The organism is Cupriavidus sp. GW823-FHT07A04 (assembly GCF_058794615.1).
This window is the reverse complement of the sequence record NZ_JBXAHA010000024.1, coordinates 50707-64954: the sequence shown is the minus strand read 5'-3', so window position 1 is coordinate 64954 and position 14248 is coordinate 50707. Positions and strand designations below refer to the sequence as shown.

17 protein-coding genes are annotated in these 14248 nt (G+C 61.8%); 9 read left to right on the top strand and 8 right to left on the bottom strand.

Features of this window, described 5'->3' with window-relative positions; all coding sequences use genetic code 11:
* The first annotated feature begins 35 nt into the window (after positions 1–35).
* The 8 genes from AC1Q7Q_RS33550 (at position 36) to AC1Q7Q_RS33515 (ending at position 3466) form a co-directional block, all read left to right on the top strand.
* Positions 36–491 carry a PRC-barrel domain-containing protein gene (locus AC1Q7Q_RS33550; protein ID WP_492372331.1) on the top strand — a complete coding sequence of 152 codons (456 nt, stop codon included), beginning with the start codon at positions 36–38 and terminating at the stop codon, positions 489–491.
* Between the two features lie 548 nt (positions 492–1039).
* Positions 1040–1279, top strand: coding sequence for a hypothetical protein (locus tag AC1Q7Q_RS33545; protein ID WP_492372330.1), 240 nt, complete (start codon positions 1040–1042; stop codon positions 1277–1279).
* 81 nt (positions 1280–1360) lie between these two features.
* A complete protein-coding gene (locus AC1Q7Q_RS33540) occupies positions 1361–1528 on the top strand; it encodes a hypothetical protein (RefSeq protein ID WP_492372329.1) in 168 nt (55 codons plus the stop codon).
* Between the two features lie 140 nt (positions 1529–1668).
* Positions 1669–1833, top strand: coding sequence for a hypothetical protein (locus tag AC1Q7Q_RS33535; protein WP_492372328.1), 165 nt, complete (start codon positions 1669–1671; stop codon positions 1831–1833).
* 300 nt (positions 1834–2133) lie between these two features.
* Positions 2134–2391, top strand: coding sequence for a type II toxin-antitoxin system Phd/YefM family antitoxin (locus AC1Q7Q_RS33530; RefSeq protein ID WP_492372327.1), 258 nt, complete (start codon positions 2134–2136; stop codon positions 2389–2391).
* Between the two features lie 9 nt (positions 2392–2400).
* Positions 2401–2811: a type II toxin-antitoxin system VapC family toxin gene (locus AC1Q7Q_RS33525; protein ID WP_492372326.1), complete on the top strand. Its 411-nt coding sequence runs from the start codon at positions 2401–2403 to the stop codon at positions 2809–2811.
* Positions 2812–2989: 178 nt separating this feature from the next.
* Complete coding sequence (locus AC1Q7Q_RS33520; RefSeq protein WP_492372325.1) at positions 2990–3169, top strand: hypothetical protein; 180 nt, start codon at positions 2990–2992, stop codon at positions 3167–3169.
* Between the two features lie 57 nt (positions 3170–3226).
* Positions 3227–3466, top strand: a complete 240-nt coding sequence (locus AC1Q7Q_RS33515) for a protein L (RefSeq protein ID WP_492372324.1) — start codon at positions 3227–3229, stop codon at positions 3464–3466.
* Between the two features lie 921 nt (positions 3467–4387).
* Here AC1Q7Q_RS33515 and AC1Q7Q_RS33510 read toward each other — a convergent pair.
* The 5 genes from AC1Q7Q_RS33510 to AC1Q7Q_RS33490 form a co-directional block, all read right to left on the bottom strand.
* Positions 4388–6100, bottom strand: a complete 1713-nt coding sequence (locus tag AC1Q7Q_RS33510; protein ID WP_492372323.1) for a CocE/NonD family hydrolase — start codon at positions 6098–6100, stop codon at positions 4388–4390.
* 33 nt (positions 6101–6133) lie between these two features.
* On the bottom strand, positions 6134–7123 hold the full coding sequence (locus AC1Q7Q_RS33505) for a porin (RefSeq protein WP_492372322.1): 990 nt from the start codon (positions 7121–7123) through the stop codon (positions 6134–6136).
* A 309-nt stretch (positions 7124–7432) separates the two neighbouring features.
* Complete coding sequence (fahA, locus tag AC1Q7Q_RS33500; protein ID WP_492372321.1) at positions 7433–8746, bottom strand: fumarylacetoacetase; 1314 nt, start codon at positions 8744–8746, stop codon at positions 7433–7435.
* 7 nt (positions 8747–8753) lie between these two features.
* A complete protein-coding gene (locus AC1Q7Q_RS33495) occupies positions 8754–9557 on the bottom strand; it encodes a cyclase family protein (protein ID WP_492372320.1) in 804 nt (267 codons plus the stop codon).
* A gap of 43 nt (positions 9558–9600) precedes the next feature.
* The gene (locus AC1Q7Q_RS33490; protein ID WP_492372319.1) at positions 9601–10866 is read right to left on the bottom strand and encodes an MFS transporter; all 1266 of its coding nucleotides are present in this window, start codon (positions 10864–10866) and stop codon (positions 9601–9603) included.
* A gap of 190 nt (positions 10867–11056) precedes the next feature.
* Between AC1Q7Q_RS33490 and AC1Q7Q_RS33485 the strand changes: the two genes are divergently transcribed.
* Positions 11057–11740 carry a TetR/AcrR family transcriptional regulator gene (locus tag AC1Q7Q_RS33485; RefSeq protein ID WP_492372318.1) on the top strand — a complete coding sequence of 228 codons (684 nt, stop codon included), beginning with the start codon at positions 11057–11059 and terminating at the stop codon, positions 11738–11740.
* Between the two features lie 308 nt (positions 11741–12048).
* On the opposite strand, the gene AC1Q7Q_RS33480 is transcribed toward AC1Q7Q_RS33485, so the two are convergent.
* The 3 genes from AC1Q7Q_RS33480 to AC1Q7Q_RS33470 are packed head-to-tail and all read right to left on the bottom strand — an operon-like array spanning position 12049 to position 14246.
* On the bottom strand, positions 12049–12876 hold the full coding sequence (locus AC1Q7Q_RS33480; protein WP_492372317.1) for an SDR family oxidoreductase: 828 nt from the start codon (positions 12874–12876) through the stop codon (positions 12049–12051).
* A 23-nt stretch (positions 12877–12899) separates the two neighbouring features.
* Positions 12900–13484 carry an NAD(P)H-binding protein gene (locus tag AC1Q7Q_RS33475; protein ID WP_492372316.1) on the bottom strand — a complete coding sequence of 195 codons (585 nt, stop codon included), beginning with the start codon at positions 13482–13484 and terminating at the stop codon, positions 12900–12902.
* Between the two features lie 21 nt (positions 13485–13505).
* Entirely contained in the window at positions 13506–14246 is a 741-nt protein-coding gene (locus AC1Q7Q_RS33470; RefSeq protein ID WP_477102794.1) for an SDR family oxidoreductase, read from the bottom strand.
* Between the last annotated feature and the right edge of the window lie 2 nt (positions 14247–14248).

The following is a 14248-nucleotide window of genomic DNA, read 5'->3' as shown; positions in this document are numbered from 1 at the left end:
CTGGTCCAGGACTTTCTACAAGCAAGGAGTTATCCATGACGTCAGTCGAACCACGCAGTCCTGGCCGCGAGCCAGGCGCCTCCATTGTTGGCGGCGTTGACCAGAATTCTCCGGGCCCGGGCCCGTTCGTGATGGCGGCCGACACGCTGGAAGGCAACAAGGTGGTGGACCCCGCTGGTGAAAACATCGGCACCATCGACCATATCATGATCGACGTGCCAGCCGGGCGCGTAGCCTATGCCGTGATGGCCGTGAGCGGCTTTCTCGGCATCGGCGAAAAGCTGTTCGCGCTGCCGTGGTCCGCTCTCACGCTGGACACTCGGCGCAAGTGCTTCGTGCTCGGGGTCGAGAAAGACCGCGTAAAGGCCGCACCTGGCTTTGACAAGGACCATTGGCCGAGCATGGCGGACTCGCGGTGGGCCACCAGCATCCATGAGTACTACGGCATATCGCCGTACTGGGAATCCGAGCATTACGACCCGAGGGGCTGACACCCGGGGAGCGAGAAGCAGTGAACAGGGGAGAGTGAGGGTGAAAGTCGGTGGAGTGTCCGCCGACTTTCTTGCGCTCGTGGTTCTGCTACATGAAGGAGAGGGTGTTCGCCGGATTGCGGGGAGGGCCCTTTTGAGGGGCCGCTGGTTCGCCCCTGAGGTTGGTGCCTGCGGGGGCGCAACATGCGCGGCGCACCGCGCGCGGATTGTACGGCCGGTGTAGAGACGCGTACTCCAGAGGACACTCTGCAAGTGCAACCTGCGTTGTAGGACAGCGCCCGCTGAACCATTGGCAACGCGCTCCATAGAATGAATGCAGCGCGTTGCCGGCGGCAGCAGCCAACAGCCAGGGGCGGAAGATGAGCAAGCCAGCATTCACACTGCATCGGATCGACAGCGCGCCCGCACAGTATTTTTTACGAACGCCTCGAAGCTGGCTTGTGTGTTGTGCTGGAAGAAGGTCTGTCACGGTTCCAGCGCTACGCGCAACAAGGCCGGCTCATTGAGCTTGGTTATGCCTTCGACGGCGCGACCCGCTGCTGGTGACAGTGGCAGCCGTCCCGGCTGAGGGAAAGAAGATCTGGGTCAACGCCGAATACTGTGTGGAGTTTCATAAGCACAGCAAATGCGACGTGACATATTTCAAGACGATGTTGGAAGTCACGACATTCATCGAAGCGAACTTCCGCCATTACGGGGAAGGGTTCAAGGTCGACGGCATTGCGTTTCGACCAGCTCGCTTTGTCTGGGATTTGTTCGGCGAACTCGAGGAAGAGGGCGATCAGTGAGGTGTTGCTGACGCCGTGATGTTTCCACCCGCCTGGGGAATCCGTCCCCTGGGATCGATTCCCGCTGTTAGGAGAATCGATATGGAGGGAAATCGCAAATCGTTCTGGCAGCACTGGAACGACTGGCTCTCGCAGGCTTCCGATCATGAACTGGAAGTGCTGGAGCGCTATCTGCGGCTTGCCGCAAAACGCAAGGGAAACACGAGTGTCTCCGGGGACAACCTGGTGCGCCTGTGGATCCGCTGCTGAAGCAGGTATCAAACACAGCTTGGCTCCTGTAATGGCTGTGGATCCTTCGGGATCTGGAGTGTGATCGTTTCAACCATCCCGCGGGGACCGCATCCCCGATCGGGGTCGTGCCGGAACCCGCATTTTCAAGGAGTCTTGAAATGCAATTCTTGCGCAATCTATCCGCCGGCTTCCATCGCCCGCCCACCCAAAACGGTCACGTACCGTTCTGGCAAGGCATGGTCTCCGACACGTTCACCGTGGAACTGGCCGCCGATGACATTCGCAAGCTGGCGAAGTTGGTGAGTACGCTCGACGACTGCTGAGCGTCGTCTTTCTGTTGATCCCAGCGGGGAAATCGCTTCCCTGCCCAGGGTGACGATTTCCCTCGCCTTCGATATGCATGGTGTTGGAGATGTCACCGATGGAGCGAGGATTGAGCGCAGTGGCACCGCCCCGGGGCGGCTTTTTTGTCACTCGTCTCCTTGCCGATCACTGGAGTTGCGAGCAAGGCAGATGAAGGGTTGGCCGTAATCCTCTCGTATATTTGCGAATAGCGGACAACCCTCTGCAAGAGGCCAAAGGAAGTGATAGACTAGTCAGGTAACTAGTTATATGGGGCAATCATGAAAGCATGGCCTGTTCAGGACGCCAAAGCGCGTTTCAGTGAATTTCTCGACGCCTGCCTCTCCAGCGGCCCACAGATGGTGACCAAGCGCGGCACCGAAGCGGCCGTCCTGGTGCCGGTGGCAGAATGGCGGCGATTGCATGCGGCAGCCAAGCCGTCCCTTAAGGACCTCTTGCTCTCCGACACGGCCCGCACGGAATGTCTCGTGCCGCCGCGTGGCGCCGCACGTCGCCGACGTGTCGTCCCAGCTCACTGAATGCATCGCATGTACCTGCTCGACACCAACGTCATCTCTGAACTCCGGCGGCCTCGCCCTCATGGTGCGGTCGTTGAGTGGCTCCAATCGGTGACCGACGACAAGCTCTTCCTGTCGGCCGTGACCCTGGGGGAGATTCAGGCCGGCATCGAACTCACGCGCGACCAGGACGTCGCCAAGGCTGGCGAAATCGAGCGATGGGTGGATCTGGTTTCCGCCGTCTACAACGTGCTGCCTATGGATGCAGGCACCTTCCGCCTGTGGGCGCGGTTGATGCACCGGCGTTCCGAGACGCTGTACGAGGATGCCATGATCGCGGCAACGGCCAAGCAGCACCATCTAACCGTCGTGACGCGCAATGTCAGTGATTTCGCGGACTTTGGGGTCGACCTGTTGAATCCGTTCGAGCCGCATCGGTAGGGAACGCCCGCGGGGGCAAGGGAGAACGCATGAGTGGTTTTCGTCGCGAAGTGCGCAGCGCCATGCGCGCGCAGGCGAAATCGACGCCGAGCGCGCCGACGCGGCCCGGCGCGAGCCGCGCTATTCCTACGCTGACTTGACAGCCGTGGTCGGGGCGTCGATTGGGCTCTGGAAGGAAATGGCCGACAGAGAGACCGATTTCACTGCGAAAGGGCAGTTCCAGCAGTTCGCGCACGGCGCCGTCGTGGTGTGGGGCCGGCTGACGTATAGCGACCAGGCCCCCGGCGACGCGGCGCGGCTTCAAGCCTTGGTCGACGCGATCCGGCCGTCCGAGGATGAGTGGGAAAACGCCTCTTGAATCACATATGTCTGCCCTCAAGTGCGCCGGCAGGCCCATGGAGGGCTAGAGGAGAAAATGATGGCGTTGTACCTTGATGAAAAGGCAGTGAAAAAAGCCAAGCCGAACCAAGTTTTTGAAACGGAGCACGCGCCCGGAAAGACAGTGTCGCATTCGGGCATCCATGTCTGCACGGGATGCGGCCAAGAGCGCGCATTGAATGCGGGCGACCCGTTCACGACGCAGAACCACAAGCAGCACAGTACGAACCAAGGCGAGATCTGCTGGAAGCTGCGTGTCTATGCAGAAACCGAGTAAGGATAGCCGCCTCCGGGCGGCTTTTTTGTCATTCGCCATCATGCCGATAACCATTCTTACCAGCATGAGGAATCCGAGAGAAAAACTGGGCGGTTCAGGATCGGGTCAGACCGAATTCCAGCGAAATAAACGGCTTGCGTTAAGGCTAGGTTCGGTTGGCCAGCCGTAGCGTAGCGCCGCCAGCCGGGTTGCGTGGTCATTGCCGGTACTGCCTGATCGCCTCTTAACGGGCCAGCAGAAAGTTCGGAGAGTCGTTGCACGGCGTGATGCGGGAAGATGGCCAAGGTTCCGATACGGAGAGGTTCGGAACGATAGATAGATCGGAATCCCCTATCGGGCGCGGCTCATAGCTCCGAAACCCTGTCCCACCGGTTGGAAAGATGGAGGACGATGTGCTCATCGGTCGGTCTTACTTGACTCGGTACCGAATACCGGGGATGCTGCGTGGGATCTGCAGCGGCCACGTGGGCATTTAGCAGGCGAGATCGCTGTCAAGCCAGATGGCTCTAATCGACCCTTCTCTGCCATTCGCAATCACGCCGACAGATGGCCGCTTCGGGCCGAACTACGGTCAACGCGTAGAGCTGCTATCGTCAGCGCGTCCCTTTCCCTGTGAGACGCGCCCGTCCGAATGGGGGGCATGCAACGCAAGCTGCTGCAAATTCCCGCCCGAAGAAGCATCGCCCGGGCCTCTGGATGGATCGAGAAGTTCATCGAGCCCTGTTGAGCGACGCCATATCAGGCCTGAAACGCAGCGGCGGGGCAAGCCGCTCTTTCAGTGTCATCTTGGTGGAATCTCCGCTCTGGCCGGCCATGCCTGTTGTGCGTTGGCGGCGTGCCGCAGCAGGAGGCCGGCGGCCGCAAATGCACCAGCGGTGCGCGCGAGGAATTTCCGACCCGTCGTGCTCATGGCGCCTCCGTTCAGCATGTTGCGGGAATGACGGGGAGAAGCAGGAACGACGCGTACTTCTCGCCCGTGTGAACGGTGGTCTGACCGGCGAAGCGGTCAGACCTGCGGTCGTCGGGGTGATCGTGCAGCAGCACCGACGAGCCGCGCATCGACTTGCCATAAATCTGCGGATAGGGTCCGGGCAGGTCGTGCTCGAAGTCCGAGCTGCCCACAGTCAGCACCAGCCGGTAGCCCTTCGGGAAGACGAAGCACATGGGCCAGATCTCGACCTGCAGCTCGTAGATCTCGTTCGGTTCGAGAAGTTGGATCTCCTGGTGCGTGTGCACGGGCTGATACGGCCTGGAGGCTTGAGGATCCAGCTTTCGGTGCGACGCTCTAAGCCAGCCTTGCGCGAGGGGGGCATTGGGTTCGACTGCCCCCAAGATCAGGTGCTCCTTGCCGTCCGGAGCGAAAGCCCGCAGCGTCAGGAACAGATCCGCATCGCGGGCCGTCGTGGAGATCCAGAGCGTGGCAGACAGCGGGCCGGTCACCTCGGTTTCGCGCTCGAAGGGTGCAGTGCTGAAGCTTACCTTGCCTGCCATGCCGTCAAACGAGACGCGCGAAGCTGTCACGCTCGGCTCCGATCGCAGGCTCGGTGCGCCGGCGTCCAGATACATGGGCGTCCATGCGGTGCGCGCCAAGGGCCATTCATGCTCGTCGCGCTCCACAAAACGATCCACGTGGCGCACCTGCATCTTGATCGGCGGCTGCCGATCCCAGCCGTTGTCCTCGCCCTTGAGGAAGCAGTCAAAAAACCGCTTCTGGAGCGCCACGCCGTAGTCCGTATAGAACTCCGTCCAATGCTCGAGCCCGTGCAATTCGAGCCACTTATGCTTCGAGCCGGCACCCAAGTAGCCTTGGACATTGCCGCGCAGGTGCAGGCCATGGCCACCCCAGTTGCCGCAGGAAAGCACCGGTACCTCGATCGCACCCAGGTCCGCACGGCGGCCGTCAAAGTAGCTATCAGTGATAAGCTCGGCGCTCAACTGCGTCGCGTTGATGTCGACGCGATTGGCGAGCAGTTCTCCGTCGCTGAGTTCTGCCGGCCCGGAGATCGGCAACCCGTTGTTAGGGTTCACACGCCCGCGCCGCCCCAGGCCGTGCTGCACGTTTTCCACCTGCTTCGGATACCAGGCCACCATGAACGTGTTGAGGATGCCGCCGTGCCGGCAGGCGTCGCGATAGTAGTCGGAGAACCCTTCGAACGGGCAGATCGCGGCCAGATGCGGAGGACGTTTCGCCGCCGCCAGCCATTGGGTGGCGCCGTAGTAGGAAACGCCGGCCAGGCCGATCTTCCCGTTGCTCCACGGTTGTTTCGCTGCCCATTCAATGCAATCGTAGAAGTCCTGCGCCTCGCGCGGGGAGAAGCAATCGATGACGCCCGGCGATCGGCCAGCGCCGCGCGAGTCCACGCGAATGCAGATGTAACCCAACGGCACCCATCTTTCCGGATCCGCGGTTTCCCAGTTCGCGTACTTGCCGCTGCTGCCCTTCAGAATTTCCGGGTGCTTAGTAGTGAGCGATTGCCATTGTGCGGGGAATCCCACCTGGAATGGCAGGCCTTTGGCGTATGGTCCGTAGGACATCAACACGGGGTAGCGTCCTTCCTCTTTCGGGCGAAAGACGTCGGCCCGAACCACCAAACCATCGTCCATGGGGATTTCAACGTCCCAATCGATTTGCATGTCTGGCTCCTGATCGGTTTATCTTGTAAGCGGCTAAAACTTGTGGCGCATGCCCAGCGCAAAGCTGGTGCCACTGCCTTTTTCGGTAACCTTGTCGAACATCGTCACAGCGTATACGTCCGTGCGTTTCGACAGAGCATAGTCATAACCACCGGCAAGTCCGTGACGCCGATAGTCCGCCATGACATCGCTACGTACGCGTGAAGACACTGCAGAGGCCAGGATCTTCCCGCTGCCGACCGGAATCTGGGCACCCACCTGCAGCGCGTCGGTCGTCGTTGATGCACCGCTGGTACTTGTGTGGACATACTCGGTCAGCAGCTTGATGACCTTGAAGTCATAGGACAATCCCCCGGCCATCGCTGTCTGCGCCCAGCTTCCCGCAGGAAGTCCGGGACCAAGCCGGGTTCTCTGGATGGCAAAACTCGCCGATAATGGCCCGCGATCATAGAGCAGCATACCGACAGCATTGTTCTGCGAACTCGTGCCCGGCTGCTCGCCAAGGCTATACAAGCCCCGGAACGAAATTCCCGCGAATTCCGGTGAGTAGTAGCCAATCGCGTTATTCCACGCGGTATCGCCGGCAATGTATCGGCCCTGCTGGGGCGTCCACAGGACGTTCTGGAGCGGCGAAAACTTCGTCGAGCCGGAAAACGCATCGAAGAGCGCGGTCGCCAGAAACGTCGGATTTGCTAGTCGCCCGAGACGCACTTCGCCAAAACCGCCCTCCAGGCCAACGTAGGCATTTCGGGAAAAGAGGCCATCCGTGGGAGCACGCCCATTGGCACCCGTGTCCATTTGGAAGAATCCCTCGAGGCGGTAGTTCGCCTTAAGACCGGCTCCCAAATCTTCGCTTCCTGTCATGCCCCAGAAGGACGTCTGCAGACCTCCACTTTCCACGCCAGTTGCAGAACGTTGTCCACTGAGATGGGTAACGCCGACATATGCGTCCGCGAGTCCATATAGCTGTGCGTTGGTCGCGTAGGACGCGCAAGGCAGCGCAAAGAGTGCCAGCGCATACAACCTTACTATCGGTTGCGCCCTCCGTGAGCCACCCGGCTCGCTACCAGCCTTACCATAGACGGCACAGCTTGCTTGTCGTTCCTTGTACAAAATTGATCTCCTCCGTTTTATTGACTTCGATCACCTCAAAAGAACAGCGTGGTCTTGGCGCATGAACAGCCTCACTGACGGGGGCGGTCGTCTTTTTCTGCGGCATTGCGAATGCCGATATTCGCCCGAGGGAGCTGAGCGCGAGGCCCCACTCACCACAGCATCGCAGCCCATAATCGGCGGGGAGTGGCGCGCGCGGCAGTAGTGGGTTGGAGACGGTCAGGCGGACGCAGGGGCTGGCAGCACGGTCCCATAGTTGACGCCGAAACCGATCCGCGCATAGTCGTCGCGCTCGCACCAGCCACGAAACACGACGGTATCGCCATCCTCAAGGAAGCCGCGTTGTTCGCCGTCTCCGATATCTACCGGTTGCGTCCCGGATACTGTGAGTTCGATCAGCGCACCCGCTTCGCCTGGGGCGGGGCCCGAGATCGTGCCGCTGCCCAGCAGGTCGCCGCTCTGTAGGTTGCAACCGCCCATGGTGTGGTGCGCAATCATCTGGCTCAGCGTCCAGTACTGGTGTCGGAAGCTGGTATGGGTCAGCGTGCGCGGTTGCCGGCCCTGTGTTAGCTGGTGCGCGCTGAGTATCGAGACCTCCAGTTGGATGTCGAAGGCGCCGGCCGCGGCATTGTCCGCCGAGCGAAGGTAGTCGAGCGGTTGCGGGCGCCCTGGGGCGCGCGTCCAGCCTGTGCGGTAAGGCAGCAGGGCTTCCAGCGTGACGATCCAGGGCGACAATGTGGTGGCGAAGTTCTTGGCCAGAAAAGGCCCTAACGGTTGCATCTCCCAAGTCTGAATGTCGCGCGCGGACCAATCGTTGAGCAGGCACAGGCCGAAGATGTGCTGCTGCGCCTTTGCCAGAGGGATGGGCGTACCACGTGCATTTCCGATGCCAATCACCGCGCCCACTTCCAGTTCGTAGTCCAGACGCTGGCAAGGTCCATACACAGGTGCGCTGCCCGGATCGGCGCGGTACTGCCCCATCGGCCGGTAGACCTGTTGGCCACTGACGCCGATGGAAGACACCCGGCCGTGATACGCGATCGGCAGCCAGTCAAAGTTGGGGTTCACCTCCAGCCCGAACTGGCGACAGCAGTTCACTGCGTGATCGAGCGAAGTATAGAAATCCGTGTAGTCGCCGATGCGTACCGGTATCGCAAACTCGGCCGCCGCCTGCGGCACCAGCGTTTCCCGTACTCGGCTCTCATGCGCACTGCCAGCCTCCAGCAGCGCAAAGATTCCGTGGCGCAATGCGCGCCAGGCGCTCGGACCCAATTCCAGCAGCGCATTTAGCGTCGGCGCTACGGCGGCCTGCATGGCCTCGGCGGCCGGGTCTGGCAGGCAGGCCCTGCCATGCAACGCGGCCAGGTCGACGATCTGGTCGCCGATTGCTACGCCGCCACGCCAGGCCTCGGCGCTGCCTTGCCGACGGAATATGCAGAGCGGGAGGTTCTGCAACGGGAAGTCGGAACCGGGCGCATTGGCCTGTGTCAGCCAACTGCGGCGAGCGGCATCATGTGTGTGGTTCAGTTCCATGGCGTTGTCACGCGGCGTTGAGCGCGTCGTCGAAGATGGCCACAGCACGCGTCCAGCCAGCGGAGGCACCTCGGATCTTGTGCGGGAAGCAAGAGATGTAGAAGCCATCCGGCGGCAGGGCCTCGAGGTTGTGCAGCTTCTCCAGGTGGCAATAGCCGATGTTGCGGCCCGCCTTGTGGCCTTCCCAGATCAATGAGGCATCGTGTGTCTCTGCATACTTTCTGGCCGTATGCACGAACGGCGCATCCCAGCTCCACGCGTCGGTGCCGGTCAGGCGTACGCCACGCTCAAGCAAGTACATGGTGGCGTCGAGTCCCATGCCGCAGCCGCAGGCGACGTAGTCAGGCTGGCCGTAGCGCTTGCCCGCTCGCGTGTTGACCACCACGATCTCCAGCGGCTTGAGCGCGTGCCCGATACGGGCGAGTTCCGCCTCGACGTCGCCGGCGGTGACCACATAGCCGTCATCCAGGCCGGTGAAGTCTAGCTTCACGCCCGGCTGGAAGCACCACTCCAGTGGCACCTCGTCAATGGTGATGGCGCGCTCGCGCTGCCCCAATGACTCGTTCATGGTGCTGTGGAAGTGATAGGGAGCGTCAAGGTGAGTGCCATTGTGCGTATTGAGCCGGACGTGCTCGATCGCCCAGCCTTCGCTGTCCGGCAGGTCTGACGGCATCAGCCCCGGAAAAAAGGCCGTGACCTGCTCGGCGGTGGAACGATGCGACAGGTACTCGATCTGGGGGCCATAGCCGGGCGGGTCGGAGACGACATCGTTTTCCAGGTAGATCGAGAGATCGACGAAGCGGCGTGTCATGGTGACAAGTCCTTTGTGGAGATACGTGAAATGGGGGGTGAGCTCAACGGGCATCGAGGGACGGATCGGCGCCCGGCACCTTGCGCACGTGGGCGCCGGTGTCCTGCGCGGCGATTTCACGTGGCAGCAGGGCAACCACGATCGCGGATAGCAGGAACAAGCCGCCGCACAGCGCGATACCGGGCGCAAAGCCGAACCCAGTCGCCGCCCAGCCCAGCGCCAGCGGAGCAAAGGCGGAGATGCCACGGCCGACGTTGAAGCAGAATCCGGCGCCGGTTGCGCGGATGTGCGTCGGGAACAGTTCGGCGAAGTAGGAGCCCACGAGGCCGGCGAAGGCCATGAAGAAGGCGAATACCGGGCCGAGGACGAGCAGGGTCGCATGGTCCGTGGCGAAAGCATAGGCCGGTAGCGTCAGTCCGGAGCCGACCAGCGACGCGATCACGGCACGCTGTTTCCCGATGCGGTCTGCGAGCAGGCCGAAGACGTTATAGCCAAGGAACATGCCGACATTCAGCACGGCCACGAAGCTGGCCATGGTGGTGACATCGAGCCCCCGTTCCTTGACCAGGAAGGTCGGTAGCCAGGTCGAAGCGCCCCAGTACGCGGACAGCGCCAAGGCCGAGGTCGCGGTGCCGAGCAGGGTAATGCGCAGCAGGCCGGGCGCGAACAACGCAGCAAGGCTGGCACGGCCGGCGCTTGCTCTGGTGGACTGCCCACTGGACCGTTGCGCGCGCCAGACCTCAGATTCCGGCACGCGCAGCCAGACGTAGCCGATGGCGATGGCCACGGCCGCGCCGCAGAGAAAGAACAACACGCGCCAGCCATGCGCCGGCAGCAGGTAGGCCGCTGCCAGGGCGGCCACGGTTGCGCCCGAAGAGAAGGAACTGAGCACGAAGGCAGTGGCCCGTCCGCGCTGGTGCGCCGGCCAGGTCTCGTTGACATGAGCCGCGGCCGTGCTCCAGACCCCGCCCAGGCCGAGGCCTGAGAGGAAGCGCAGGAAGAGGATCTGGCGCCAGTCGGTGGCGCCGGAAATTGCCATCGTGAGCGCGCCGAAAGTCACCAGCGACAGTAGCAGCGCCTTGCGGCGGCCCATGGTATCCGCCAGCCTCCCCATCACCACGCTGCTCAGCCCGATGCCGAGCAGCGTGGCTGTGACAAGCAAGCCGGCCTGCGCCTGTGTGATGTGAAGGGATGCGGTAATAGCCGGCATGGCGATGGCAAGGATGATGATGTCCACCGCGTCGAACATATAGCTCAGGAAGCAGCCGATAAGCACGCGCCACTTCAGCGAGGCAGGATTGGGGGGCATGATGGGTCTCCTGATTTGGCGCCCCTGGCCGAAGCAGGTGACGCACCAGTTTTGTACTGACTGTACGATCGTTCAGTATCGCGCAGAACGGACTGTACACTCGTGCAGTCAAACGCTACACTGGGGTAAACGCGGGTGCGAATGTGGCGAAGTGAGGTTCGCTACAATGGCGCGTCTATATGGAGGCAGCATGGAAGGCAGGGAAGCGCGGAAGTCGGTGGTCGGGGCGCGGGAAGAAGCGCAGGGGCTGCCGATCCCGGAAGCGAGCAAGCGCGAACGCGTGCTCGATGCAGCGGAGCGGCTTTTTGCCGAAGGCGGCTTTGACGGCGTGTCGATGCGTGATATCGCGGCGGCCGCGGACGTTGGCTTGCCGCTGATCGTTTACCACTTCGAGACCAAACGAAATCTGTACCGCGCGCTCTTTGAACGGCGTAAGACGCTGTTCGAGGCCCGGCTGGCGGCGCTACACGACCCCCTCATTGCCGGCGAGGATCCGGTGGAGCACATCGTGCGTGCGTTCGTGCAGCCAGTAATGCGGATCCAGGACACGGAGGCCGGCATCGCCTACGCCAAACTCGTCGCACGCGAGGCATCGGATCCAAGAGAAGCTGAGCGAGGCATTGTTGCGGACTACTTCGACCCCTTTGCCATGGAATTCGTCAAGGCGATCCGCAAGGCCCTGTCAGGCAACAGCGCCGGCTATGCGCATTGGGCCTATCTGTTTGCCGTGGGGGCGCTGGTAATGAGCGTGTTCGACAGCCGTATCGAGCGCATCTCCGGCGGCAAGGTCAAGGCCGGCGACGCGCGGCGCAAGTCCGAGTACCTGGTGACCTTCATCGCAGCGGGCATTCGCGCCGGGGCCGACCGGACTTGAACAGACCCTACTCAACTGGTATCTGGATTATCTAGAAATAGAATTCGTTCTCGTGATAAGTCTCTGAGATGACCAGAGCCTTCCGCTTCCGCCGATGGAGCGACTTGCATCGCTGGCCAGCGAAAGTCCGTTGGCTTGGCTGGAGCAGACGTTCGATTGGCCGAGTGATCGCGTGGACCAACTACGCTTCATGGCCGGCAGGCGACGGCTGTGATTGAGGGGCGGCAGGCCGTACCCGACCCATCTCGGCCATAGAGCGTGGCGAGCCGGCAATGGCCGCTTTCGAGGCATAAAACGCCAGGCAATCACTACTGCGGAGCCAAGGGGCCAAACCAATAGGAAGCGGTAACGCCGCCATCCATCAAGAAGTCGCTGCCGGTAAGGAAACCGCCGTCAGGCCCCATGAGCAGCGCCGCGACATTCGCGACCTCATCGGGCGTGCCAGCTCGCTTCGCCGGGCAGCCGGCGATCATGCGGCGGTATCCTTCGCCACGCGGACCGGACAATTCGTCCTTCGCGAGCGGCGTGATGATGATGCCGGGGCTGATCGTGTTGACCCGCGCACCGCGCTTGCCCCAACGAATGGCCTCGAACATCACACGCAGCGCATTGCCACGCTTCGAGAGCTGATAGGCGTGCAGGGAATCCTTGACCTGGTTGGGCTGAAGCAAGGGCAGCTTCAGCAAATCCTCGACAGGTGTTGACGCGAGCGCCTTGTTTTCGTCGATTGTTAGCGGCGGCAGCCGGTGTCCTGACTGCGACGCGATGACAATTCCGGAACCGCCTTCCGCGATCACCCTGCCGAACTCTTCAAGAATGACCGCCGTGCCGTAGAGATCGACTTTCAGGATCGTCTCCGGCGAGGCTTGCGACGGCGAGACGCCCGCCGCCTGGATGAGACCGTGAACCTCTCCCAGCGATGAAGCTTTTGCGACCAAGGCTTGGATGGACGCGCGCGATGAAATATCGACGGTTGTTGTCGTCACGTCGAATCCGGCTTCGCTCAGCGTCTTCGCGGCCACATCGGCATTTTCTTGCCGCAGGTCAGCGAGCAGGAGATGCTTGCCGGCGCCGACCCGGCGCGCGATGGCCTGCCCGATTGATCCAGGCCCGATGACAACGATGACTTTCTGCATGGTGTTGTGTCCTTCTATTTGATTCAGCGATCGCTGACGCCGATGCTGCTGCCAACGTAGAGCCCGGGCGTGGTCGCAATCTTGGCGATCAGCCCTGACAGGCTATCGAGAGAGAGATCGTGACCCTGGAACGGTTCGCCCTTCTGCGTGATGGTGTATCGCCCTCCAGGATCGTGCGTGAACCAACCCGGCCGCAGGATCGTATAGTCGAGATCGGACGCCTCGATCAGCGCGGCCGAGTCCCGGTAAGGGTCAAGAATGCTGCGATATTTCTCGCCCGGCACTTCGCTGTAAATCCCCATCGAGCTGATGAAGATCAGCCGCTTCAAACCGACCGCGTGCATCGCGTCGACAATGCTTCGCGCCTGCCGGGCCATGTCCCCCGACAGGTTCGCGTAGACGACATCCTGGTCCTGCATTGCGCAGCCCAATGCGGCCGTGTCGAGAACATCCCCTTCGATGATGGTCACGCGGACCGGGTCAGGGTTTTCAAGCCGCCTAGCCGCGCGTAAAAAAAGCGTCAGCGAGACGTCCGCGCGTTCAAGCAGAACGCGCGTCGTATTCCGCGCCAGGCCGCCATTGGCTCCAAGGATCAGAATTCTTGTCATTCAGGCAATCCCCAGTCGACTTCACAGTTCCTGAGCCGTGGGGCGGAACAGGATTTCGTTCACGTCCACGTCTTCGGGCTGTTGTATCGCGAAAGCGACCATCCTTGCAAAGCTGTCTGCCGGAATGGCGAACTTCTCGTAAAAGTCGGCGATGCCTGCCGCTACATCGGCTTCGGTGACGCTCTGGGGCAGTTCCGACTGCACCGCGCCCGGCGAAATGATCGTCGTGCGGATGTTGTGGGGCTTCACCTCCTGACGCAGTCCTTCGGAGAGCACCCGAACCGCTGTCTTCGTGGCGCAGTAAACAGCGTTGTTCTTGCCGACCTTATGGCCCGCGACCGACGACACGTTGATGATGTGACCGCTTTTCTGGCGCGTCATATGCGGGAGCGCCGCGGCGATGCCATACAGCACGCCCTTGATATTGACGTCGATCATCCTCTCCCAATCCTCGATCTTTCCGCGCTCCAGAGGCGAGTGCGGCATCAGACCGGCATTGTTGATGATGACGTCAATGCGGCCGTGGGTCTTCACCGCCCAATCGACGAGCGCCTTGACCTGTTGGGCATCAGTGACGTCCGTCTCGACTGCCGCGTCTTCGGGGAGCTCGAGTTCGGCGGCCAACGCCTTCAGGCGATCGACGCGACGAGCGCCGAGCACCAGCTTTGCGCCGTCTGCCGCCAGGCGGCGAACGGCTGCTTCACCAAGGCCGCTGCTTGCGCCGGTGATGACAATAACCTTGCCTGCGATGTTCTCTGACATGG

What these genes read in the sequence shown, in the direction of transcription:
- AC1Q7Q_RS33550 (WP_492372331.1), top strand. Translation starts at nt 36, where the DNA reads ATGACGTCAGTCGAACCACGCAGTCCTGGCCGCGAGCCAGGCGCCTCC.
- AC1Q7Q_RS33540 (WP_492372329.1), top strand. Translation starts at nt 1,361, where the DNA reads ATGGAGGGAAATCGCAAATCGTTCTGGCAGCACTGGAACGACTGGCTC.
- AC1Q7Q_RS33535 (WP_492372328.1), top strand. Translation starts at nt 1,669, where the DNA reads ATGCAATTCTTGCGCAATCTATCCGCCGGCTTCCATCGCCCGCCCACC.
- AC1Q7Q_RS33530 (WP_492372327.1), top strand. Translation starts at nt 2,134, where the DNA reads ATGAAAGCATGGCCTGTTCAGGACGCCAAAGCGCGTTTCAGTGAATTT.
- AC1Q7Q_RS33525 (WP_492372326.1), top strand. Translation starts at nt 2,401, where the DNA reads ATGTACCTGCTCGACACCAACGTCATCTCTGAACTCCGGCGGCCTCGC.
- AC1Q7Q_RS33520 (WP_492372325.1), top strand. Translation starts at nt 2,990, where the DNA reads ATGGCCGACAGAGAGACCGATTTCACTGCGAAAGGGCAGTTCCAGCAG.
- AC1Q7Q_RS33515 (WP_492372324.1), top strand. Translation starts at nt 3,227, where the DNA reads ATGATGGCGTTGTACCTTGATGAAAAGGCAGTGAAAAAAGCCAAGCCG.
- AC1Q7Q_RS33510 (WP_492372323.1), bottom strand. Translation starts at nt 6,100, where the DNA reads ATGCAAATCGATTGGGACGTTGAAATCCCCATGGACGATGGTTTGGTG.
- fahA (WP_492372321.1), bottom strand. Translation starts at nt 8,746, where the DNA reads ATGGAACTGAACCACACACATGATGCCGCTCGCCGCAGTTGGCTGACA.
- AC1Q7Q_RS33495 (WP_492372320.1), bottom strand. Translation starts at nt 9,557, where the DNA reads ATGACACGCCGCTTCGTCGATCTCTCGATCTACCTGGAAAACGATGTC.
- AC1Q7Q_RS33490 (WP_492372319.1), bottom strand. Translation starts at nt 10,866, where the DNA reads ATGCCCCCCAATCCTGCCTCGCTGAAGTGGCGCGTGCTTATCGGCTGC.
- AC1Q7Q_RS33485 (WP_492372318.1), top strand. Translation starts at nt 11,057, where the DNA reads ATGGAAGGCAGGGAAGCGCGGAAGTCGGTGGTCGGGGCGCGGGAAGAA.
- AC1Q7Q_RS33480 (WP_492372317.1), bottom strand. Translation starts at nt 12,876, where the DNA reads ATGCAGAAAGTCATCGTTGTCATCGGGCCTGGATCAATCGGGCAGGCC.
- AC1Q7Q_RS33475 (WP_492372316.1), bottom strand. Translation starts at nt 13,484, where the DNA reads ATGACAAGAATTCTGATCCTTGGAGCCAATGGCGGCCTGGCGCGGAAT.
- AC1Q7Q_RS33470 (WP_477102794.1), bottom strand. Translation starts at nt 14,246, where the DNA reads ATGTCAGAGAACATCGCAGGCAAGGTTATTGTCATCACCGGCGCAAGC.